18 protein-coding genes are annotated in these 21,065 nt (G+C 48.6%); 11 read left to right on the forward strand and 7 right to left on the reverse strand.

Annotation, left to right across the window (positions count from 1 at the left end; genetic code table 11):
• The first annotated feature begins 120 nt into the window (after positions 1–120).
• The 8 genes from pspF (at position 121) to ggt (ending at position 9,877) form a co-directional block, all read left to right on the forward strand.
• The gene (gene pspF, locus KZ771_RS05510; protein WP_290572345.1) at positions 121–1,209 is read left to right on the forward strand and encodes a phage shock protein operon transcriptional activator; all 1,089 of its coding nucleotides are present in this window, start codon (positions 121–123) and stop codon (positions 1,207–1,209) included.
• Positions 1,202–2,821, forward strand: coding sequence for an ABC transporter substrate-binding protein (locus tag KZ771_RS05515; protein WP_290654613.1), 1,620 nt, complete (start codon positions 1,202–1,204; stop codon positions 2,819–2,821). Before pspF ends, KZ771_RS05515 begins: the two co-directional genes overlap by 8 nt.
• On the forward strand, positions 2,818–3,846 hold the full coding sequence (locus KZ771_RS05520) for an ABC transporter permease (protein WP_133538234.1): 1,029 nt from the start codon (positions 2,818–2,820) through the stop codon (positions 3,844–3,846). Before KZ771_RS05515 ends, KZ771_RS05520 begins: the two co-directional genes overlap by 4 nt.
• Entirely contained in the window at positions 3,833–4,726 is an 894-nt protein-coding gene (locus tag KZ771_RS05525; RefSeq protein WP_290572339.1) for an ABC transporter permease subunit, read from the forward strand. Before KZ771_RS05520 ends, KZ771_RS05525 begins: the two co-directional genes overlap by 14 nt.
• A 6-nt stretch (positions 4,727–4,732) precedes the next feature.
• The gene (locus KZ771_RS05530; protein ID WP_290572337.1) at positions 4,733–5,725 is read left to right on the forward strand and encodes an oligopeptide/dipeptide ABC transporter ATP-binding protein; all 993 of its coding nucleotides are present in this window, start codon (positions 4,733–4,735) and stop codon (positions 5,723–5,725) included.
• Entirely contained in the window at positions 5,719–6,486 is a 768-nt protein-coding gene (locus tag KZ771_RS05535) for an ATP-binding cassette domain-containing protein (protein WP_290654817.1), read from the forward strand. The genes KZ771_RS05530 and KZ771_RS05535 overlap by 7 nt, the downstream gene beginning before the upstream one ends.
• Positions 6,487–6,554: 68 nt before the next feature.
• The gene (putP, locus tag KZ771_RS05540) at positions 6,555–8,078 is read left to right on the forward strand and encodes a sodium/proline symporter PutP (protein WP_290572335.1); all 1,524 of its coding nucleotides are present in this window, start codon (positions 6,555–6,557) and stop codon (positions 8,076–8,078) included.
• Between the two features lie 95 nt (positions 8,079–8,173).
• The gene (gene ggt, locus KZ771_RS05545) at positions 8,174–9,877 is read left to right on the forward strand and encodes a gamma-glutamyltransferase (RefSeq protein ID WP_290654614.1); all 1,704 of its coding nucleotides are present in this window, start codon (positions 8,174–8,176) and stop codon (positions 9,875–9,877) included.
• Here the strand turns inward: ggt and rssA are convergent.
• Positions 9,874–10,848: a patatin-like phospholipase RssA gene (gene rssA, locus KZ771_RS05550; RefSeq protein ID WP_133538228.1), complete on the reverse strand. Its 975-nt coding sequence runs from the start codon at positions 10,846–10,848 to the stop codon at positions 9,874–9,876. The genes ggt and rssA overlap by 4 nt on opposite strands.
• 87 nt (positions 10,849–10,935) lie before the next feature.
• Between rssA and KZ771_RS05555 the strand changes: the two genes are divergently transcribed.
• Both KZ771_RS05555 and KZ771_RS05560 read left to right on the forward strand, forming a co-directional pair.
• Entirely contained in the window at positions 10,936–12,153 is a 1,218-nt protein-coding gene (locus tag KZ771_RS05555; RefSeq protein ID WP_290654615.1) for an HDOD domain-containing protein, read from the forward strand.
• A gap of 9 nt (positions 12,154–12,162) precedes the next feature.
• On the forward strand, positions 12,163–13,515 hold the full coding sequence (locus tag KZ771_RS05560) for an anti-phage deoxyguanosine triphosphatase (protein WP_133538226.1): 1,353 nt from the start codon (positions 12,163–12,165) through the stop codon (positions 13,513–13,515).
• A gap of 2 nt (positions 13,516–13,517) precedes the next feature.
• Here KZ771_RS05560 and recA read toward each other — a convergent pair whose 3' ends face one another.
• Together recA and KZ771_RS05570 are read right to left on the reverse strand one after the other, a co-directional pair.
• The gene (recA, locus tag KZ771_RS05565) at positions 13,518–14,615 is read right to left on the reverse strand and encodes a recombinase RecA (protein WP_290572327.1); all 1,098 of its coding nucleotides are present in this window, start codon (positions 14,613–14,615) and stop codon (positions 13,518–13,520) included.
• A gap of 65 nt (positions 14,616–14,680) precedes the next feature.
• Positions 14,681–15,184: a CinA family protein gene (locus KZ771_RS05570; protein ID WP_133538224.1), complete on the reverse strand. Its 504-nt coding sequence runs from the start codon at positions 15,182–15,184 to the stop codon at positions 14,681–14,683.
• 36 nt (positions 15,185–15,220) lie between these two features.
• Between KZ771_RS05570 and mutS the strand changes: the two genes are divergently transcribed.
• Positions 15,221–17,797, forward strand: coding sequence for a DNA mismatch repair protein MutS (mutS, locus tag KZ771_RS05575; protein WP_290654616.1), 2,577 nt, complete (start codon positions 15,221–15,223; stop codon positions 17,795–17,797).
• A gap of 25 nt (positions 17,798–17,822) precedes the next feature.
• Here the strand turns inward: mutS and rpoS are convergent, their stop codons facing one another.
• The 4 genes from rpoS to KZ771_RS05595 form a co-directional block, all read right to left on the reverse strand.
• Positions 17,823–18,821, reverse strand: coding sequence for an RNA polymerase sigma factor RpoS (rpoS, locus tag KZ771_RS05580; protein WP_290572321.1), 999 nt, complete (start codon positions 18,819–18,821; stop codon positions 17,823–17,825).
• 81 nt (positions 18,822–18,902) lie between these two features.
• Positions 18,903–19,826 carry a peptidoglycan DD-metalloendopeptidase family protein gene (locus KZ771_RS05585; RefSeq protein WP_290654617.1) on the reverse strand — a complete coding sequence of 308 codons (924 nt, stop codon included), beginning with the start codon at positions 19,824–19,826 and terminating at the stop codon, positions 18,903–18,905.
• 14 nt (positions 19,827–19,840) lie between these two features.
• The gene (locus tag KZ771_RS05590; protein ID WP_290654618.1) at positions 19,841–20,428 is read right to left on the reverse strand and encodes a YqaA family protein; all 588 of its coding nucleotides are present in this window, start codon (positions 20,426–20,428) and stop codon (positions 19,841–19,843) included.
• Positions 20,425–21,063 carry a protein-L-isoaspartate(D-aspartate) O-methyltransferase gene (locus tag KZ771_RS05595; protein WP_133538219.1) on the reverse strand — a complete coding sequence of 213 codons (639 nt, stop codon included), beginning with the start codon at positions 21,061–21,063 and terminating at the stop codon, positions 20,425–20,427. The genes KZ771_RS05590 and KZ771_RS05595 overlap by 4 nt, the downstream gene beginning before the upstream one ends.
• Between the last annotated feature and the right edge of the window lie 2 nt (positions 21,064–21,065).

The raw sequence follows: 21,065 nt of genomic DNA on the forward strand, positions 1-21,065 counted from the left end.
GACTTAACACGCTGTTTTTGTTAGTTTTTTACTTTGTTGTGCCATATTAAAACTTGCGCCAATTTGTAAAATAAACTAATAATTGGCAAAAATAACTATAAAAACGGGATTTTTCCTAACATGAGCCAATTTCGCCCAACGGACAACCTCATTGGCCAGTCTAACAGCTTTGTTGAAGTATTAGAGCATGTGTCACAGGTTGCCCCACTGAACAAGCCTATCCTTATTATTGGCGAGCGTGGTACCGGTAAGGAATTGATTGCACAACGCTGTCATTTTTTATCCCAGCGTTGGGACCAAAAGTACATAACCCTTAACTGTGCGTCGCTTAACGACAACTTACTGGAAAGTGAATTGTTTGGCCATGAGGCCGGCGCCTTCACCGGCGCCAGTAAACGGCACGAAGGCCGCTTTGAGCGCGCCGACAGCGGTTCTTTGTTTCTGGATGAGTTGGCCAACACCTCGATGCTGGTGCAAGAAAAGCTACTACGCGTTATTGAGTATGGTGAGTTCGAACGCGTCGGTGGTTCCCGTCCCGTTAAAGTTGATACACGACTTATTGCTGCCACCAACGAGGACTTGCCGTCGCTGGCACGGCAGGGAAAGTTTCGCCACGATCTGCTCGATCGCTTAGCATTTGATGTGATTACACTACCGCCTTTGCGTGAGCGGCGTGAAGATATTATGGTATTAGCTGAACATTTCGCCATTGCCATGGCGCGCGAATTACAATACGAGCTATTCAGTGGTTTTACTGAAAAGGCCAAGCGCCTGCTGCTGGACTACCACTGGCCCGGAAACGTGCGTGAACTTAAAAACGTGGTCGAGCGCAGTGTTTATCGGGTGGGCAATGGTCACATCCCGGTATCTGAGATCGTACTGGACCCGTTCGATAGTCCGTTTCGTCCCAAACCATCAACACCTGCTGAAACACGAGCTGTTGACACTCAGCAACATACTGCGCAAGATTCGCCGGGCATGGCTGCTGAACCAAGCTCAACCACTGCGGCCGCACCCGACGTTACGGAACCACTGGATTTAAAGCAGGCATCGCAAAACTTCGAAATAAAACTATTGCAAGATGCCCTGAAACACTGTCAGTTTAACCAAAAGAAAACGGCTAAACATTTAGGCCTTACTTACCACCAACTGCGTGGCTATTTAAAAAAATACCAGTTACTGGAAGGAACGAACGGCGATAATGATTAACTTGCGTGCCAGTTTGCCTATATTATTGAGCCTAATTAGCATCGGCTGCAGCAGCGAACGTGAACTACCTGAGCCACTGCAAAAAGGTTTGGTGTATTGTTCCGAGGGCAACCCTGAGGGATTTAATCCACAGCGGATAACCTCGGGTACCACGGTTGACGCCACTGCCGCCCAACTTTACGACCGGCTAATTGACTACGATGCCAGTGAGCAAGCCTTCGTACCTGCGCTGGCCACCGAATGGCAGGCACTGGACGATGGCACAAGGTATCGCTTTAAACTGCGCGACGATGTTGCCTTTCATACCACGAATTTTTTTACGCCCAGCCGTAACTTAAATGCCGATGACGTTATTTTTAGTTTTAACCGCTGGCTAGACTCTACCGCGCTTTATCACCCGGTAGGCGGCGGCAGCTACCCCTTTTTTACGGCGACCGGACTGGATCGTCTGATCAACCGTGTGGTCAAAGTCGGACCTCACACTATCGATATCGTGCTCAATAATGCCGATAGTTCATTTTTGGCCAATCTGGCTACCGACTTTGCGGTGATCTTATCGGCTGAATATGCGCATAAGCTGGATATTGCAAACCAACCGGAGCTGATTGATCAGCAACCCATTGGAACCGGGCCATTTCGGTTTGAAGCTTATCGTAAGGATTATTACATCCGTTACTCACGCAATCCGGATTACTGGCGTGAAGGTCCCGATATTGAACACTTGGTTTACTCCATTACGCCGAATGCGAATAAGCGCATGCTGAAGTTGGTTACCGGCGAGTGTGATGTCATACCCTATCCGCTGGTCAGTAAATTGCGGTCGTTGAACCAGGCGCAAATAGAAGTTAAATCAGAGGTTAGCCCTAATGTATCTTTCTGGGCATTTAATACCCAGAAAAAACCCTTTGATAACCCGCAGGTGCGTCAGGCGTTGAGCTATGCGATTAATCGGCGGGCTATTATTGATGCCATCTATTACGGCAGTGCTGAGCAAGCAGAATCGGTATTGCCGCCGACATCCTGGGCCTTCCGCGAAGCGCAAATCGATTATCAGTATGATCCTGAAAAAGCCCGCGCTTTGTTAGATGAAGCCGGTATCACAGCTGGCTTTGAAATGACCATCTGGGCCATGCCAGTGCAACGTGTATACAATCCCAATGCTCGCCGCATGGCTGAACTTATGCAGTCTGATTTGGCGCAGGTGGGAATTAATGTACGCATTGTCAGTTACGAGTGGAATAGCTTTAGGCGTAGATTAAGTCGTGGCGAACATGACACCGCCCTGATTGGCTGGTACGCCGACAATGCGGATCCGGATAATTTCTTTCGACCGCTGTTGAGTTGTGCCGCTGTTGCCACCGGCAGTAACCGCGCTAACTGGTGTCACCCCGGGTTTGACCAGATTTTGTTACAAGCCATCGCCACTACCGACACCGCTGAGCGCCGTCAATTGTATCGTTCGGCGCAGGATTTGCTCAATCAGCAGGTTCCCTTATTACCTATTGCCCACTCGATGCGCTATCAGGCCCAGCAAGATTTTGTCACCGGTGTTGAGCTGCCGCCTTATGGTGGTATTAGCTTCCGCCGTGCCGGTAAGGAGTTAGCGCAATGACGCGTTTTATCATCAACCGGCTGCTCTATTTTGTGCTGGCGTTATGGCTACTGACGGTATTCAGCTTCTTTTTAAACTGGTTATTCCCCGGCGATGTCATTACCAACATGTCGGGCATACGAGTGGCCACAGAAGCCTATGGTGAAGAGTTTGCACTGCGCGGCGGCGATACCAACCTTTTTGTTCAGTACGCGTATTACCTGCAAAACCTCATTAACCTGAATTGGGGCTATTCGCTGGTAACCCAGCAACCTGTTTGGCTGGAAGGCTCACGTACCTTTATGGCAACGGCTGAAATTCTCCTGTTGGCGTTGCTTTTAGCTTTGCTGATTGGTGTACCGCTCGGCGCTTTATCCGCGGCCTGGTACAAGGCTCCGCTGGATAAAACCATCGTTTCGTTTGCGGTTGGCGGCTATTCGATTCCCGTATTCTGGTTAGCGCAGCTATTAATCCTGTTTTTTGCCGTTAATTTACGTTGGCTGCCCATTACCGGACAAATTGACCCACTTTATTTGATTGAGCCGCAAACCGGCTCAGTGTTACTCGACATTGCTCTGAGTGACTCAGCCTATAAGGCATCTGCCTATCAAAATGCGTTAGCCCATATGGTGTTGCCGATTGTGGTACTGGCCAGTTTGCCGGCCATGTTGCTGCTGCGGATGATGCGCAATACAACCGTAGAAATTATGCAGCAACCCTATATAAAAGCTGTGCGCGCGCGCGGCCTGCCCCCCTACCGAGTTGTTATGCAGCATGCGGTGCCCAATGCGATGCAGGGTATTCTGCAACAACTTACATTTATCTTCGGTCTGATGTTAGCCAATGCCGTTATCGTCGAGTCTATTTTCAACTGGCCTGGTATTGGTTCCTGGTTGTTAAAAGCGATTCTGGATCGCGACTACCCTGTCATTCAGGCAGCATTGCTATTGTTGGTTGCGACCACGCTGTTTGCCAACTTCTTATTTGAAATTTATCGCGGCTGGCGGTTCCCAATTGTCCGGGAGGAGCGCTATGGCTCAGCCTGATCTGTATTATCAAGACCGTAACCCATCGCCGTTGCAGCTAGTCTGGTATTCGTTCCGCGAGCGCACTGCGGCAATGATTGCGTTATGGTTCTTAATTATTTTGCTGGTGGTCACCTTAGCCTCTTATCTTTTGGCGCCTTACGATCCGGTACAGCAATTCTCCGACGCGTTATCATTACCGCCGTCCTGGACCGCCGACGGCAACATGGCCTTTTTATTCGGTACCGACGATCTGGGTAGAGACATGCTGTCTCGATTACTCATCGGAGCAGCTTATAGCTTCGCCTTACCGCTCGTTATCGTCATTGTGGCATCGTCATTTGGCATTTTTACCGGTGCTATTGCGGGTATTGATCGCAACGCAAAATATCGCGTGTTCGGGCAGGTGTTCGACCGTGTATTAACCATTCCTTCGTTTTTGCTGGCACTGGTTATTATTGCGATTCTGGGGCCGGGTCTGGGTAACGCGATTATCGCGATTACGCTATCGCTAATTCCGCAGTTCATTTACGTTACCCGCAATGCGGTACAAAGTGAGTGGCAAAAAGATTATGTCACAGCATCACGACTTAACGGCTGTTCGGATACCTATTTAATGTACCGGGTGATTTTCCCTAATATCACTCCAGCGATGGTGATGCAGTTTACTGTGGCGCTATCAGTAGCCATTATGGATATTGCGGCGCTGAGCTTTCTTGGTTTAGGCGTACAAGCGCCAACTCCTGAATGGGGAAGCATGCTCGCTCGCAGCCTGGATGAAGTCTATTTATCGCCCTGGTCAATGGTGCTACCCGGTGTCGCACTATTTATTACCATTACCGCCATCAATATTGTCGGTGATAGTTTGCGTCGGGCAATCAAACAACGGATGGATGGGTAAGCTGTTATGGACATGCTGGACATTCGTAATCTCACTATCGAACTGGATATGCCACAAGGCCGGGTGCGGATACTGGATCGCGTTAACCTGCAATTAAAGGCGGGCGAAATTCACTCTATTGTCGGCGAGTCAGGTTCGGGCAAAAGTTTATTAGCTAAAGCCATTATTGGCGTGATTAATCCTGCCTGGCGCGTAACCGCTGATCGTTTATGGTGGAACGGACAGGACTTGCTGGCGATGGACGCAAAAGCCCGCCGTGCCGTTACCGGTCGTGACATGGCGATGATTTTTCAGGACCCGGCAGCCTATTTAGATCCCAATAATACGATTGAACAACAAATCAACGAAGCCATTCCCAATGGTGACGTGACCGGTACTTTTTTACGCCGGCGAATTGATCGTAAAACACGGGTTAGGCAGTTACTGCACCGGGTTGGGGTACGCGATCACGAAAAGGTATTGAAAAGCTATCCGTTCGAGCTGTCTGAGGGCATCGCACAAAAAGTCAGTATTGCTATTGCAATTGCGCACCGGCCAAAACTGTTGATTGCTGATGAGCCAACAACCGCCATGGAGCCATCCACGCGCGACCAAATCCAGCGGCTGATTACTAAGTTAGCAATGAGTCAGGATATGTCGGTATTACTTATCACGCAGGATGTCGCCTCGATCTTACCGGCGACACAGTATTTGACCCTACTTTACTGTGGCCAGTTGATGGAAACGGGTAAAGCTTCGGCGTTACTGCAAGCACCAGCGCACCCGTATACCCAATCAATGATCGATATGTCCTTGCAAAGTCAGCATGAATTACCGCGAAAATCACGTTTGCCAACGTTACCCGGAGCCGTACCGACGCTCCGACATATGCCTATCGGTTGCCGTCTGGGCCCACGTTGCCCCTACGCGCAAAAGCAATGCGTTAAAGCGCCGCCGGCGGCAACGCGCGAGCAACAATTGTTCCACTGTCATTACCCTTTAAACGAGCCGACATCATGACATCTATTTTGGAGGTGAAGAATCTCAGTAAATCGTTTCGAGGCCGCCGTGACTGGCCCTGGTCACCTAAATCAGTGGCTTTAGAGCCCACCTCATTTACGCTAGCCGCTGGCCAAACACTGGCTATCATGGGCGAAACCGGCTCCGGTAAATCGACCCTGGCAAAACTGGTCGCCGGCGTTGATAACCCAACCAGCGGCGACATTTATCTTAATGGCCAGAAGCTCTATGACGCCAATACCAAACAACGCTGTCAAAATATCCGCATGATCTTTCAGGACAGCGAGAAATCGTTAAATAGTCAACGCACCATTGGCCAACAATTAGAAGAGCCGCTGATTTTTAATACCCGACAAACGGCACAAGAGCGGCAAAATACCGTAAAACAGACTTTACGCAAGGTGGGGCTATTAGCAGAGCATTACGAATTTTACCCGCATATGCTCTCTACCGGTCAGAAGCAACGGGTTGCTATCGCCCGCGCTATATCGCTTGAGCCACAAATCATCGTTGCCGACGAAGCGCTGGTTGCGCTTGACCCATCAGTTAGAGCTCAAATCATTAACCTAATGCTAGATTTGCAGCAAGATATGGGCATTTCGTATATTTTCGTTACACATTCGCCGCAAATCGTTAAACATATTGCTGACAAGATCTTAATTTTGTATCGTGGTAAAATGATTACGTTTGAAAAAACTGAACACTTGTTAAACGAACCGCAACAACCTTACGTAGAACAATTGTTGCATGAACATCTTTAAACAGAACACTTAAACCTAAAGCGACACAAGCGCTAACGTCGCTAAAACTAAAACTAAGGGAGTTTAATGTGGAAACAGGTACTCTGATATCGCTAGCGCTGTATTTTATTGTCATGTTGGGCATTGGTCTTTATGCCTACAAAAAAGCGACTGACTCGGTCTCTGGCTACATGCTTGGTGGACGTGGGCTTGGTCCCGCGGTAACCGCGCTATCAGCCGGCGCTTCTGACATGAGTGGTTGGATGTTGATGGGTCTACCCGGAGCGATTTACGTCTCAGGTGTTTCGCAGCTGTGGATTGCTGTGGGTTTGCTCATTGGCGCATACCTTAACTACGTCATCGTAGCCCCGCGTCTGCGGACTTATACCGAAGTTGCTAATGACTCGATAACTATACCGGATTACTTTGCTAACCGGTTTAACGATAAAGGCCGCAAACTGCGGATCTTCTCGTCTGTGGTCATTATCATCTTCTTTACCTTGTACACTTCTGCCAGCTTGGTTGCCGGCGGTAAGTTATTCGACAGCTCGTTCGGGATGGATTATACCACCGGCCTCTGGGTAACAGCGGGCGTCGTTTGTGCTTATACGCTGTTTGGTGGCTTTCTGGCGGTGAGTATGACCGACTTCGTACAAGGGTGTATCATGTTCGTCGCCCTGGTTTTAGTACCTATTGTGGCCTTTTCCGAACTTGGCGGCTACAGCGATGTTGTCGGTCAGGTGAAGGATATTAATCCGCAATTCCTGGATTTCTTTAAAGATGGTGCCAGCGGCGAAAGTTTGGCTGCTCTCGGGATTATATCCCTATTAGCCTGGGGTCTTGGCTACTTTGGCCAGCCACATATCATCGTCCGTTTTATGGCCATACGCTCGGTAAGCGACATTAAAAACGCACGCCGCATTGGTATTAGCTGGATGTTTGTATCGATCATCGGTGCCATGGCAACAGGTTTTGTTGGTATTGCCTATGTTAACGAAACCCAAATGACGCTAGATGATGCCGAGACGATCTTTATTATTTTCTCTCAGTTCTTGTTCCATCCGTTAATTGGCGGCTTCTTGCTGGCAGCTATTTTGGCAGCCATCATGAGTACCATTTCGTCACAACTGTTGGTTAGCTCAAGTTCACTGACAGAGGATTTCTACAAAGCATTCTTGCGCAAAGACGCTAGCCAGAAAGAACTGGTCGCAGTAGGTCGTATTTCGGTACTGGTAGTATCGCTGGTAGCTATCTGGCTTGCCTGGAACCCGGAGAATACGGTACTGACTCTGGTATCTAATGCATGGGCAGGCTTTGGCGCGGCATTTGGTCCAGTGGTTATTCTGAGCTTGTTCTGGAAGCGAATGAACCGTCACGGTGCTCTCGCCGGTATGATCCTGGGTGCGTTAACCGTATTATTCTGGATCTACGGCCCTGAATTCGGTGGCCAGCCACTAAGCGGTTACGTTTATGAAATCGTGCCCGGCTTCATTGTATCTGTGTTAGCTATCGTTATCTTCAGTAAGCTAACAGCAGAACCTGACCAGGCATTGCAGGACAAATTCGATGAAATGGAAAAAGTCATCGACGATTACTACCATACTCAGAAGTAATCGGTAGTAGACTGAAATCATGCTAAGGAGGGTCGCTTAACGCGACCCTTTTTTATCGCTAAGCTGTAGTTATCTTTCGCATCAGGAGATTATCCATGAAGTCGACTCTATTAACCTGTACCGTCGCTCTTGGCTTAAGCGTTATCGCCAATACAACGGCGGCCGCCGATCGTATTACCGGCCACCATTTTGCTACTCGTTCCGAAGCCATGGCACCTAATGCAATGGCAGCGACCAGTCAACCCCTGGCAACTCAGGTAGCACTGGACATTATGCAACAAGGCGGCAACGCTATTGATGCCGCCATCGCAGCTAATGCGGTTTTAGGGCTGGTTGAGCCTACCGGTAACGGCATTGGTGGTGATTTATTTGCTATTGTCTGGGACGCAGAGAGCAAGCGTCTGTTCGGACTCAACGCATCCGGACGCTCGCCAAAATCACTCACTCGTGAATATTTTGTCGAGAACGGTTACGACAGCATACCAGCCCGGGGTGTGCTACCTATTTCGGTCCCCGGAACCGTCGATGGGTGGTTTGAACTACACGAACGTTTTGGGCAGCTGGACATGAAAGAAGTTTTGGCTCCAGCCATCGAGTATGCCCGTAAAGGCTTTCCGGTAACCGAAGTTATTGCTTATTACTTTGAACGCAATGGCGAAGTTCTGCAAGACTACCCGGGCTTTGCCGATGTATTTATGAAAGACGGTGATATGCCGCAAAAAGGCGAGCGATTTACTAATCCGGACTTAGCCAATACTTACCAGACAATTGCAGAACAAGGTCGTGATGTTTTTTATGAAGGCGACATTGCACGCACTATAAGCGACTTTGTTCAGGACAATGGTGGCTTTCTGTCCTATGAAGATCTGGCTTCTCATGAGTCGACATGGGTAGACCCTGTTTCTTCAAACTACCGTGGTTATGACCTGTGGGAACTGCCGCCAAATACACAGGGTATTGCGGCACAGCAAATTCTTAACATGCTTGAGAATTTTGATATCGCAGCTATGGGTTTTGATAGCCCCGAGTACATTCACCATTTTGTCGAGGCGAAAAAACTGGCATTTGAAGACCGCGCCAAATACTACTCTGACCCGGCTTTTAACGACGTTCCTGTAGAGGGCCTGTTAGACAAAGGCTACGCGCGTGAGCGCGCTGAACTTATTGATCCGAATAGGCCAGCGAATGCGGTCGAGCCCGGCAATCCGCCAACCGAAGGCGATACCATTTATTTAACCACAGCAGATGAAGCCGGCAACATGGTGTCTCTGATTCAAAGTAATTACCGTGGCATGGGTTCTGGCGTAACGCCCGCTGGTTTAGGTTTTGTACTACAAAACCGTGGCGAGTTATTTAATTTAGCTCCTAACCATAACAACGTATTCGAACCCGGCAAACGCCCTTTTCATACAATTATTCCAGCGTTTGTGACTAAAGATGGTAAACCTGTTATGAGTTATGGTGTGATGGGTGGCGCGACGCAGCCACAAATGCACGCGCAAATCCTCATTAACATCATTGACTTTGGCATGAACCTGCAGGAAGCCGGTGACGCCCCCAGAATACTGCATACCGGATCTGGCCAACCTACCGGCGCCGAAATGAATGATGGTGGTACAGTACACTTAGAAAACGGCTTTTCTAAACATACCCGCCGGGAGTTGATTAAAATGGGCCATACGCTGCAAGAAGCGGTTGGACCATTTGGCGGCTATCAGGCTATTTGGAAAAACCACCAGGAGGACGTTTACTACGGCGCATCAGAAAGTCGTAAAGACGGCCATGCCGCGGGCTATTAGCCCCGCCGCTCACGGTACAAATCAATTTCTTCCATAATGAGATCACGCATCCGGTGCGTGGTCTCATAGCCAATATCAATGCCCTCATTACCACGATCGAACTCCATAATTCCAATATGGCCGAGTTTTGGCTGAACCAATATATCGGGAGGATCGCCCGCCATCCGTGCTTTGGTAATACGCTCCTGCATAATATCAATAGAGCTGGACATGACACTGAACATACCAGGCGGTTTGTGGGGATTAGCCTTAAACCGGTCTTTTATGTTGTCGAAGTAGTGTTGACTGCTGGACCAAAAGTTTTCAAAAAAACCAGACTCATCATGTTTGTGTTTATTGGCCAGTTGTTGCTTTTGCGCTTGTTCGGCCTCGGTTTGCGGCGGAATATTACGACCCCGCTGTTCAATCACTTTAGAGTTTAACTGCGAATTAAGATGAACGGCGATAACAAAGTCAGCTCCTAAAGCACGGCACAAGGATACCGGTACCGGGTTAACCAGCCCGCCATCGATTAACCAGCGACCATCTACTGCCATCGGCGCCAGGATGCCGGGCATCGCGCAGGATGCGCGCGAGGCATCATACAAGTCGCCTTTTCTTAGCCAAATCTCGCGACCACTGTATAAATCGGTAGCGACTGCACCATAGGTTATCGGGAGGTCCTCGATTTGCTTGGCTCCAAATTGTTCCCGCGCCTCGTTAAATACTTTTTCGCCACCGATTAAGCCGCCCTGATTAAAGCCAAAGTCCAATAAATTCCAGACTTCCCAGCGGCCCATGTTAACCACCCAATCTTCGATTTCGGCTAACCGGCCCGATGCGTACCCAGCGCCCACCAGCGACCCAATTGAGGTGCCGGCGACCATGTTTATGCGTACACCCATTTCCTCTAGCGCTTTGATAACACCAATATGAGACCAGCCGCGGGCAGCGCCTGATCCCAATGCCAAGGCAACTTTTACTTCCGACATGTAGTTCTTCCCAATTCCCTGATTTATCCGTACACTGAAGTACGTCCTTTGTAGCATAAATCGATTGATTCCTATAAGGAAACTTAGGTGATTTTTTATATTGCGCGACAGCCTATTTTTGACCGCCAAAAAAAGCTTGTTGCCTATGAGTTATTGTTCCGTGATGGTTTTGCCAACGCATTCCCTAATGTCGATTCTAACGAGGCGACCGAGCGTCTGGTGGAGAACAGTGAGTTTAGTAGTGGCATTGATGCATTAACCGCCAATAACAAAGCTTTTATCAACTTTACTGAACGCGCCATTTGTTCACAGCTGCCGCAGGTGCTACCAAAAAACACCATTGTTGTTGAATTACTGGAAACCGTGCCGCCAACCGATGAGGTTTATGACGCTGTTGTCTCTTTAAAACAGCTGGGTTACACCGTTGCGCTCGATGATTTTGAATATGACGCACGCTGGGCTCGGTTTATGCCTCATATCGATATTATAAAGATGGATTTTCGATTGATGTCGGTGGCACAAATTAAACAGCAAATGAAGAGCCACCAAGGCTTTGAGGGTCAATACCTGGCGGAAAAGGTCGAATCCTATGACGAATTTAACCAGTCCTATGAGCTTGGTTTTGATTATTTTCAGGGCTACTTTTTTGCTAAACCAGAAATTATCCAACGTCGCTCCCTGTCGGTATCGCAAAAGGTCTACCTGGAGTTACTAGAAAAGGTAACCGCTGAACAATATAACCCGGACGAAATTGCACATATCGTGGAGCGCGATACCGGCGTGTCATTTAAACTGCTGCGTTTCGTTAACTCCGCATTTTTTGCCCGGCGCTCTAAGATAACGTCACTCAAACAGGCAGTGGTTCGTCTCGGTCAGGAAGAAGTTAGAAAGTTTGTTGCTATTATTGCCACAGCCTCGCTTGGCGAAACCAAACCCAACGAGTTAACTCGGTTATCGATAACTCGAGCACGGTTTTGCGAACAATTAGCGTTAAAAGACAAGCGTTACGGCGCTGAGCCAGGTGCTGCATTCCTGTCAGGTTTGTTGTCAAAGCTGGATGCAATGATGGATGATGAACTATCTAAAATACTCGGTCATATCCACGCAGGCCCAACCATTCTGCAGGCTTTGATCGAAAAACGCGGTGCAATCAGTTTTTTCCTGGCTACTGCGGCAGCAATTGAGCGCATCGACTGGCAACATATTGAGCGCGCGGCTGATAAGTTGAAGCTTAGCAGTAGCGCGGTAATTGCACTTTATCACGAGGCGTCGAATTGGGCCGCCGCAGTTAACAGAGACGAATAAGGAAGGCGAATGCAGCAGTTAGATCATTGGTTCGCAAGGCAGCACCCATCGACCCCCTCCGCCAGAACCGGGGACACGCGTACGCCCTACCAAAAAGATAAAGCTCGCATTCTACATTCAGCTGCATTTAGACGCCTACAAGCAAAAACACAAGTCATGTATATCGGTATGCATGACTTCCCGCGAACACGTCTTACTCATTCTCTTGAAGCAAGTCAGATTGGTAGTGGCCTGGTTATACACTTTCAACACCATCAGCCAGCGTTAGCTAAGCAATTACAATTATCAGAAGCTCTGATTGAGTCTCTGTGTCTGGCTCACGACATTGGTCACCCGCCCTACGGCCATGGCGGTGAGATCGCGTTAAATTACATGATGCGTAACCACGGAAACTTTGAGGGCAATGGACAGACCTTTCGTATTGTTACACGGTTAGAGGCCTACACCGAAGATGTCGGCATGAACTTATGCCGCCGCACACTATTAGGCTTGCTCAAATACCCGGTACTCATGCAGCAGGTGCAGCGATTGCAATCACCTGCTGATGTCAGTGATTTTCGTCATCTGCCAACACGAGACTGGCTACCTGCAAAAGCGCTTTATCATGACGATGAGGCGGCCTTTAACTGGGTGTTAGCGCCATTGAGTGATGACGATAAAATGGCGTTGCAACAACTTGCCGAACAACCTTCGCCCAAGCAACATGGGAAAAGCCGGTTTAAAAGCGTAGATGCTGCAATCATGGAGCTTGCTGACGATATTGCCTATGGCGTTCATGATCTCGAGGATGCCATCGTGGTGGGATTAATCACCCGCGAGCTATGGATGGCTGAAATGTATGATTTTTTATCTGAACTCGATAGTGAATTCAGTGATTTTAGTGCCAGCGCATTAACTGATAAGCTGTTCTCACCAGAACATTACCAACGCAAACGGGCTATTGGAAGTTTAGTCAACCGCCTGGTTACTTCTGCCCAACTGGAACCGAATGACTTACAGTTTGAATCGCCACTATTGCAATATAAAACATGTTTAGGACAAACCGAACAACGGTTATTAGACCAATTAAAATCGTTTATTTTTAGGTTCGTAATTCGTAAGCCAGAAATGCAAGTGCAAGAGTTTAAAGGGCAGCAAGTGGTGATGGAAATCTTTGATGCGTTTGCTGTCGATCCGCTACGGTTATTACCCGTTAATACTCAGCAACGCTATCTAACAGAGCAACGTCGCCAGGAAGAAGACGGAACAGGTAACCCTTATCGCATTATTGCTGATTACCTGTCCGGTATGACCGATGCCTATGCAGCGAGACTACACCAGGAAATGTTCTCGGTAAACTCGCCGCTACGCATCAATTCTTAGTTTTAGGTCAGTGACAAATCATCATCGAGCCCAGCTTTACTCGTACTCTTGCTTTCTTTTTCGGCTAAAGCAGCTTTTTCCGCGGCTCGATCTTCCTTAGTCTTTTTAACCGGTTTAGCTAACAACAGTTCACGCAAACGACCTTCTAACTCATTAGCAATGTCTGGGTTTTCCTGCATGAATTTCATCGAGTTCGCTTTACCCTGACCGATCTTATCGCCGTTATAGCTATACCAGGCACCGGCTTTATCAACCATTTTGTGTTTTACACCCAGGTCAATTAGTTCGCCTTCCTTGGAAATGCCACGACCATAAAGAATTTGGAAGTTTGCTTCTTTAAACGGTGGCGCCACCTTATTCTTCACCACTTTAACGCGCGTTTCGTTACCAACAACTTCATCGCCTTCTTTAAGCGCACCAGTACGGCGGATATCAAGACGAACAGATGAGTAAAACTTAAGTGCGTTACCACCCGTAGTGGTTTCCGGGTTACCAAACATCACACCAATCTTCATCCGAATTTGGTTGATGAAAATACACATGGTATTCGACTTTTTAATGTTCGAAGTTAACTTACGCAATGCTTGCGACATCAAACGGGCTTGCAAACCGACATGGCTATCCCCCATCTCACCTTCGATTTCAGCTTTAGGTGTCAATGCCGCAACCGAGTCAACAATAACCACATCAACTGCACCTGAGCGCACTAACATATCGCAAATTTCCAGCGCCTGTTCACCAGTATCAGGCTGTGAAACTAACAAGTCGTCAACCTGAACGCCCAGAGCCTCCGCATAGATTGGATCTAATGCATGCTCCGCATCAACGAAAGCACAGGTTTTGCCCGCTTTTTGCGCTTCCGCTATGACTTGCAATGTTAGTGTCGTCTTACCACTCGACTCCGGGCCGTAGATCTCTACAACACGCCCGTATGGCAAACCGCCAATACCTAACGCAACATCAAGGCCAAGCGAACCGGTCGAGACAGAGTCAATATCCATTGTCTGGTTGTCGCCCAGACGCATAATTGACCCTTTACCGAATTGGCGTTCAATTTGTCCAAGTGCTGCATCGAGTGCTTTTGAACGATCGTTGCTCATGCTATGCTCCAACTATTAATTACTGGTTTTATAAACAGTATACTGTATGTTTTTACAGTATCAAGTTAATCCTGCAACTTTTTTAATAAACGCTGCAAAATACAGTCTATGGTGCCTAATCGCACCGCTTCACGGTCGCCCTCAAAGCGCTCGGCAAAACTATCGGCCTGCTGCCCTGAGGCTATCGCCATCCAAACTAAGCCAACAGGTTTGTCTGCCGTTCCTCCGCCGGGGCCGGCAACACCACTGACAGCAAGCCCCCAATCCGACGAGGCGGCTTTACATGCGCCCATAGCCATTGCTTCTACACATTCTCGTGACACCGCTCCCTGGGTTCGCAACACCGATTCCGGCACCTCTAACCATTGTTGCTTGAGCGCGTTAGTATAAGTGATTAAACCGCCATTAAACCAGCCGGAGCTTCCCGCCACTTCGGTTATGACGTATCCTATACCTCCACCGGTACAAGATTCTGCGGTGCTAAGGGTTTGTCCGCGGTCGAGCAATCGTTGCCCGACCTCAGCAGCCAGTGATACCCGTTGCGCCCAGTTTTGTCGGCTTGTTACCATAGTGTTCAGAGCCCTTTTAAAATAGATTATTAGAGTATGCCAGCCTCAGCAATCAGTGAACAGACGATCCAATCACATACCCCTATGATGCAGCAATACCTGCGTATAAAAGCCGAACATGCTGACATGCTTTTGTTCTATCGGATGGGGGATTTTTACGAACTTTTTTACGACGACGCTAAACGCGCGGCCGAATTACTCGACATTTCACTGACCAAACGCGGTGCCAGCAATGGCGAGCCTATTCCGATGGCAGGAGTGCCCTACCATGCAGCAGAGAACTATTTAGCAAGGCTGGTCAATAAAGGCGAGTCAGTCGCTATATGTGAGCAAATTGGTGACCCTGCAACCAGTAAAGGCCCGGTAGAGCGGCAGGTGGTGCGAATTCTGACGCCGGGGACCATTACCGATGAATCGCTGCTTAATGATCGTCAATTAAATTTATTAGTGGCAATAAATCCGCTAAAGCAAGGCTATGCTATTGCCGTGCTTGAGTTAAGCAGCGGGCGTTTTTGGCTGACTGAAGCACAAAGTGAAGAACAGCTCGCAGCCGAATTGCAGCGGTTACAGCCCGCTGAAATGCTGTATCCGGAAGGAATGGATATCGCGTCTTTACCACTGGCCAACACACGTACCTGCCGCCGCGCCGTGTGGGAGTTTGATGTGGCGACCGCACTGCAACTGTTAACCCGGCAATTCAGTACTCAGCACTTACAAGGGTTCGGACTAGCTGATAACGATCCTGTTATTAGCGCGGCGGGTGCCGTACTCCACTATGTGCAGGAGACCCAGCGCGCAGCATTACCTCATATTCAATCCATTTTGCGCGAACCACCGCAGGACGCCATTATTATTGATGCAGCAACTCGTCGTAATCTTGAGTTGCAACAAAGCCTGTCGCAGCGGGATACCCATCTGAGTGCGGTCTTAGACGAGACCGTATCGGCGATGGGGAGCCGTAATTTTCAACGCTGGCTGCAACGACCCATTCGCAATCAGCAAATATTAGAAGCGCGATACGACGCCATTGATGCACTATCACAAAACGAATGTTGGTACGATGTACAGCAACTTTTTAAGCAATTTGCTGACATCGAGCGTATTGTTGCTCGAATTAGCCTGCGCAGCGCACGTCCACGTGATTTTGCACGCTTACGCGATAGCTTAACCTTAATCGATTCCGTGAAAGAGCTATGCCATGACGACGCCTTGCAGCAATTAAATAAGCAAATAGATCGCTTTGACTCGCTTCAACAATTACTTAACCAGGCGATCATCGAAAATCCCCCCATGCTGATCCGTGATGGTGGTGTTATCGCCGCCGGCTATGACGATGAACTGGACGAACTACGTACATTAGCAACTGGCGCGTCGGACTACCTGCAGCAACTGGAAAGCCGCGAGCGGGAGCGAACAGGGATTGCTACGTTAAAAGTCGGCTATAACAAAGTGCATGGCTATTTTATCGAGGTTTCCCGCAATGCTTCAGGGGATATCCCGGCTGACTATCAGCGCCGCCAAACGCTAAAAAATACTGAGCGCTATATTATTCCCGAATTAAAGCAACACGAAGAAAAAGTGCTTACAGCTCAAGCGCGCTCGCTGGCTCGCGAGAAATGGCTCTACGATGCATTGTTTGATCAGTGTCTGCCGCAACTTAACGCATTGCAGCAAACAGCCTCAGCGTTATCCGAATTAGACACATTGGCAGCCTTCGCTAAGTTGGCGCAACAACAAAATTATTGTCGTCCACAACTATTGCCACAAACGAATCAGTTACAACTGACTCAAGCCCGCCACCCGGTTATTGAACGGTTAAGTGACGACCCCTTTATTGCTAATGATATCGTGCTGTCGCCGCAGCGCCAGATGCTGATGATTACCGGGCCCAATATGGGCGGTAAATCGACTTATATGCGTCAGGCAGCATTGATCGTTATTCTTGCTCACATGGGCTGTTACGTGCCCGCCGAAGCAGCTCAAATTGGCCAGTTTGATCGTATCTTTACTCGTATTGGCGCCGCAGATGATATCGCCTCCGGACGTTCTACCTTTATGGTAGAAATGACCGAAACCGCCAACATCCTGCACAATGCCAGCAAGCAAAGCCTGGTATTGATGGACGAAATTGGCCGCGGCACCTCAACCTATGACGGGCTCTCGCTGGCATGGGCTGTGGCCGAACAACTTGCGCAAAAAACACAATGTTTAACCTTGTTCGCAACCCACTATTTTGAGCTGACTGAGCTTGCCGAGCAACTACCGGCAACCGTCAACGTTCACGTAGAGGCACAACAGCATAACGATGACATTGTCTTTTTACACCGTGTTTCGGAAGGCGCGGCTAGCCAAAGCTTTGGCTTACAGGTTGCGAAATTAGCCGGAGTTCCGGGCAACGTTATCGCAGCAGCTAAACAAAAACTGCAACAACTCGAACACGAAAGCCGTGTGCAGCCGTCGCTGCCATTAACGCAACCACAGCAACCGACTGAACCCGTCGTCAACGAGCAACTGCAAAAACTGCAACAACAATTAGAAATGCTCGAGTTGGAACAAGTCACGCCTAAACAGGCACTTGATCTGCTGTATGAATGGAAAAAGGCGCTCGATTGAGCGCCTGGTTTGGGGTTTTAACGGTCTATTGAGCGGTAAACAAAGAATCCAGAGTTAAGCCCCGCTGCTTTAAAAAATCTCTTAGCTTACGCAATGCTTCAACTTGTATCTGCCGGACACGCTCCCGCGTTAAACCGATTTCGTGACCGACATCCTCTAACGTAGACGGTTCATAACCGAGCAAGCCAAAGCGACGCGCCAATACCTCTTTTTGTTTAGGGCTTAAGGCATCCAACCATTCAGTGATGCGCTCTTTTAAGTCTCCATCCTGCAGGATACCCTCAGGACTGTTACCATTTTCATCGGTTAGCAGATCTAATAATGCCTTATCACCATCGCCGCCCATTGGCATATCAACCGACGCAATGCGTTCGTTTAAACGAAGCATTTTATTGATGTCTGCGACGGGTTTATTCAAGCTACGCGCAATGTCTTCTGCAGTCGGTTCATGGTCAAGTTTGTGTGCCAGTTCACGGGCAGCGCGCAGGTACACGTTAAGCTCTTTGACCACATGAATAGGCAGTCGAATAGTACGCGTTTGGTTCATAATGGCGCGCTCGATGGTTTGTCTAATCCACCAGGTCGCATAAGTAGAAAACCGAAAGCCACGTTCAGGATCAAATTTTTCAACGGCCCGAATCAGACCTAAGTTGCCTTCTTCGATGAGGTCGAGCAGTGCTAAGCCACGATTATTGTAACGACGGGCTATTTTTACTACCAGCCGCAAATTACTCTCGATCATGCGGCGGCGCGCGGCTTGGTCGCCCTTCAATGCCCGCCGTGAGTAAAAAACCTCTTCGGCAGCTGTCAGCAATGGCGAAAAACCAATCTCGCCGAGATACATTTGTGTCGCATCCATTTTACGTTGATACTGCGAACTTGAGGCTAACGCTTCTTCGAGCGCACTTTCCTCTTCAGCAGCATCACGTTCAGTAGCCTGCAATTCGGCTACTTGCGACTCATCAAGTTCCTCCTCAATGATATCGTCGACTTGCTGATCTTGTTCTTGCTTTGTCCTGCTCATAACAACTTCCCCATGTCTGCATATTCGTGACAAATGACACGCTGATATCCTTATCTTTTTTATTATTATCGCCCGCTTTCACTAGCGAGTTTGCGGTAAATAATGCCGTGGGTTAACAGATTTGCCCCGATAACGAACTTCAAAGTGCAGCTTTACCCGCTGCGTACCTGAATCGCCCATTTCAGCAATAACCTCACCTACATCTACCCAATCTTGTTCCTTAACAAGAATCTTATCGTTGTGCGCATAAGCCGTAATATAATCATCGTTGTGTTTCAAAATGATTAACTGGCCAAAAGCCCGTAATGCATCACCGACATAAACCACTTTACCAGCTGCCGCCGCTGTTACCGGATCACCGCGCTCACCGGCAAAATCTAACCCTTTATTGCCCAGTTCTGCAGTAGAAAACGACGCAATAATTTGCCCCTCTGACGGCCATTGCCACTGAATATCCTTGCTCTCAACGTTAACACTCTGACGGCGTTTTAATGGCTTTATAGCGACAGATTTGGCCGTAGCAGGCGTTTTATTTTTTGGCCTAGCTGGTTGTTTTGCAACCTTTTTTCTAGTGTCTACTTTTTGACCATACTCTTTCTGTGGCTTGGCAACGGGCTCAGTTATATCTTTTTTTGAGTTTTCAACAGTATTGTTATGCGCTTTAGTTTGAGCAACTGATTTTGACGGACGCGCTTGTGCGCGATCAGCGGATAATTTGATCGTCTGACCCGGATAAATGGTGTATGGCTCGCGTAGTAGATTGTTGATACGGGCAATCGATTTTACGTCCTGATTTGCCCGGAATGCGATAGAATAGAGGGTTTCACCTTGCTGAACCTGGTAGGTTTCGCCGCGCAATGAATTGGCTTCAAAATCACGGTAAGTCTTGCCGGTGTAAAGTTCTTCGACCGGCGCCGGTGTACTACGGCTACTACAACCACTGCTGAGCACAGCGGTTAATAAAACGGCCAGCAATACGCATAAGTACCTTTGCCGTTCAGCCATCGTTACGAAAACCTTTAGTTAACCCATTGATAAATAAAATAACCGAGTACAGCTACGACTACAACACTCCAACCGATAAAGTCGACATAACGACGTAATTTAAGTGCCATTGCCGGCCCGCCAGTTTTAAGTAACCAGGCGACTAAATAAAAACGCAATCCACGACTGACTGCCGACGCAATAATAAAGGGTAAGAACATCATTTGCATGACCCCGGCGGTCACCGTAAACAGTTTATAAGGAATAGGTGAAAAGCCGGCAATAAATACGATCCAGACTCCATACTCAGTGAACCAGTCGCTGACACGGGCTAATTTATCCTGATACCCCAATGCTTCTACCATGGGCAGCACCGCTGCATCGTACGCCCAGTAACCCAGCAAGTATCCCAACGCCCCGCCTGCAACAGAACATAGGGTGGTTAACGCAGCCAGTCGCCACGCCCGCTGTGGCTGCGTCATCGCCATGGGAGCCAACATAACATCAGGCGGGATCGGAAAAATCACTGATTCCGTAAAACTAATTAACCCTAGTAACCAATCTGCCTTTGGGTGTTTCGTCCAGCTGAGCACCCGATCATATAGTGCAGAAAATAACTTCAAAGTAATTCACCTTTTACTAATGGCACAAATCGAACATCACCAATCCGTTGCTGTTCAATTTGTTCGCCAAAACGCCTGAGTACAACCAAAGTTTGTTGTTGCTCGCCTACCGGAATAATCATCACTCCGCCATCCGCCAGTTGCTCAACCAGCGCTTGCGGTATTTGCGCCGCCGCTGCGGTTACAATAATGCCATCAAACGGCGCCTTACTGCGCCAGCCTTCCCAGCCATCACCATGGCGCATACTGACGTTGTGCAAATCCAGGTTACGCAGCCGGCGCTTTGCCTGATATTGCAATTGCGCAATACGCTCCACGCTAAATACCTTATCGATCAACTGAGCTAAAATGGCTGTCTGATAACCCGACCCCGTGCCAATTTCCAGGACACTTTTACACTCATGCTGCATCAGCAATTGTGTCATCGTTGCTACCATCAGCGGCTGCGATATCGTTTGTCCATTGCCAATGGGTAATGCTGTGTTCTCATAAGCCTTATGTGCCAGCGACTCCGGCATAAACAATTGCCGCGGCGTGGTTTCGATAACCGAGAGAACATCTGTGTTAGTAATACCCGCCTGACGCAATACCGAAACTAAGCGGCGTGCCGGGCCAGAAGATGAAAAAGCTGTCATGG

Source organism: Idiomarina sp., from assembly GCF_019431395.1.
In the GTDB taxonomy this organism is placed as follows: Bacteria; Pseudomonadota; Gammaproteobacteria; order Enterobacterales; family Alteromonadaceae; genus Idiomarina.

Excerpts from the sequence above, each read along its gene's own strand:
- KZ771_RS05585 (WP_290654617.1), bottom strand. The coding sequence starts at position 19,826 with ATGGCTGAACGGCAAAGGTACTTATGCGTATTGCTGGCCGTTTTATTA.
- KZ771_RS05525 (WP_290572339.1), top strand. The coding sequence starts at position 3,833 with ATGGCTCAGCCTGATCTGTATTATCAAGACCGTAACCCATCGCCGTTG.
- rpoS (WP_290572321.1), bottom strand. The coding sequence starts at position 18,821 with ATGAGCAGGACAAAGCAAGAACAAGATCAGCAAGTCGACGATATCATT.
- KZ771_RS05515 (WP_290654613.1), top strand. The coding sequence starts at position 1,202 with ATGATTAACTTGCGTGCCAGTTTGCCTATATTATTGAGCCTAATTAGC.
- mutS (WP_290654616.1), top strand. The coding sequence starts at position 15,221 with ATGCCAGCCTCAGCAATCAGTGAACAGACGATCCAATCACATACCCCT.
- recA (WP_290572327.1), bottom strand. The coding sequence starts at position 14,615 with ATGAGCAACGATCGTTCAAAAGCACTCGATGCAGCACTTGGACAAATT.
- ggt (WP_290654614.1), top strand. The coding sequence starts at position 8,174 with ATGAAGTCGACTCTATTAACCTGTACCGTCGCTCTTGGCTTAAGCGTT.
- KZ771_RS05530 (WP_290572337.1), top strand. The coding sequence starts at position 4,733 with ATGGACATGCTGGACATTCGTAATCTCACTATCGAACTGGATATGCCA.
- rssA (WP_133538228.1), bottom strand. The coding sequence starts at position 10,848 with ATGTCGGAAGTAAAAGTTGCCTTGGCATTGGGATCAGGCGCTGCCCGC.
- pspF (WP_290572345.1), top strand. The coding sequence starts at position 121 with ATGAGCCAATTTCGCCCAACGGACAACCTCATTGGCCAGTCTAACAGC.
- KZ771_RS05595 (WP_133538219.1), bottom strand. The coding sequence starts at position 21,063 with ATGACAGCTTTTTCATCTTCTGGCCCGGCACGCCGCTTAGTTTCGGTA.
- KZ771_RS05570 (WP_133538224.1), bottom strand. The coding sequence starts at position 15,184 with ATGGTAACAAGCCGACAAAACTGGGCGCAACGGGTATCACTGGCTGCT.
- KZ771_RS05520 (WP_133538234.1), top strand. The coding sequence starts at position 2,818 with ATGACGCGTTTTATCATCAACCGGCTGCTCTATTTTGTGCTGGCGTTA.
- KZ771_RS05560 (WP_133538226.1), top strand. The coding sequence starts at position 12,163 with ATGCAGCAGTTAGATCATTGGTTCGCAAGGCAGCACCCATCGACCCCC.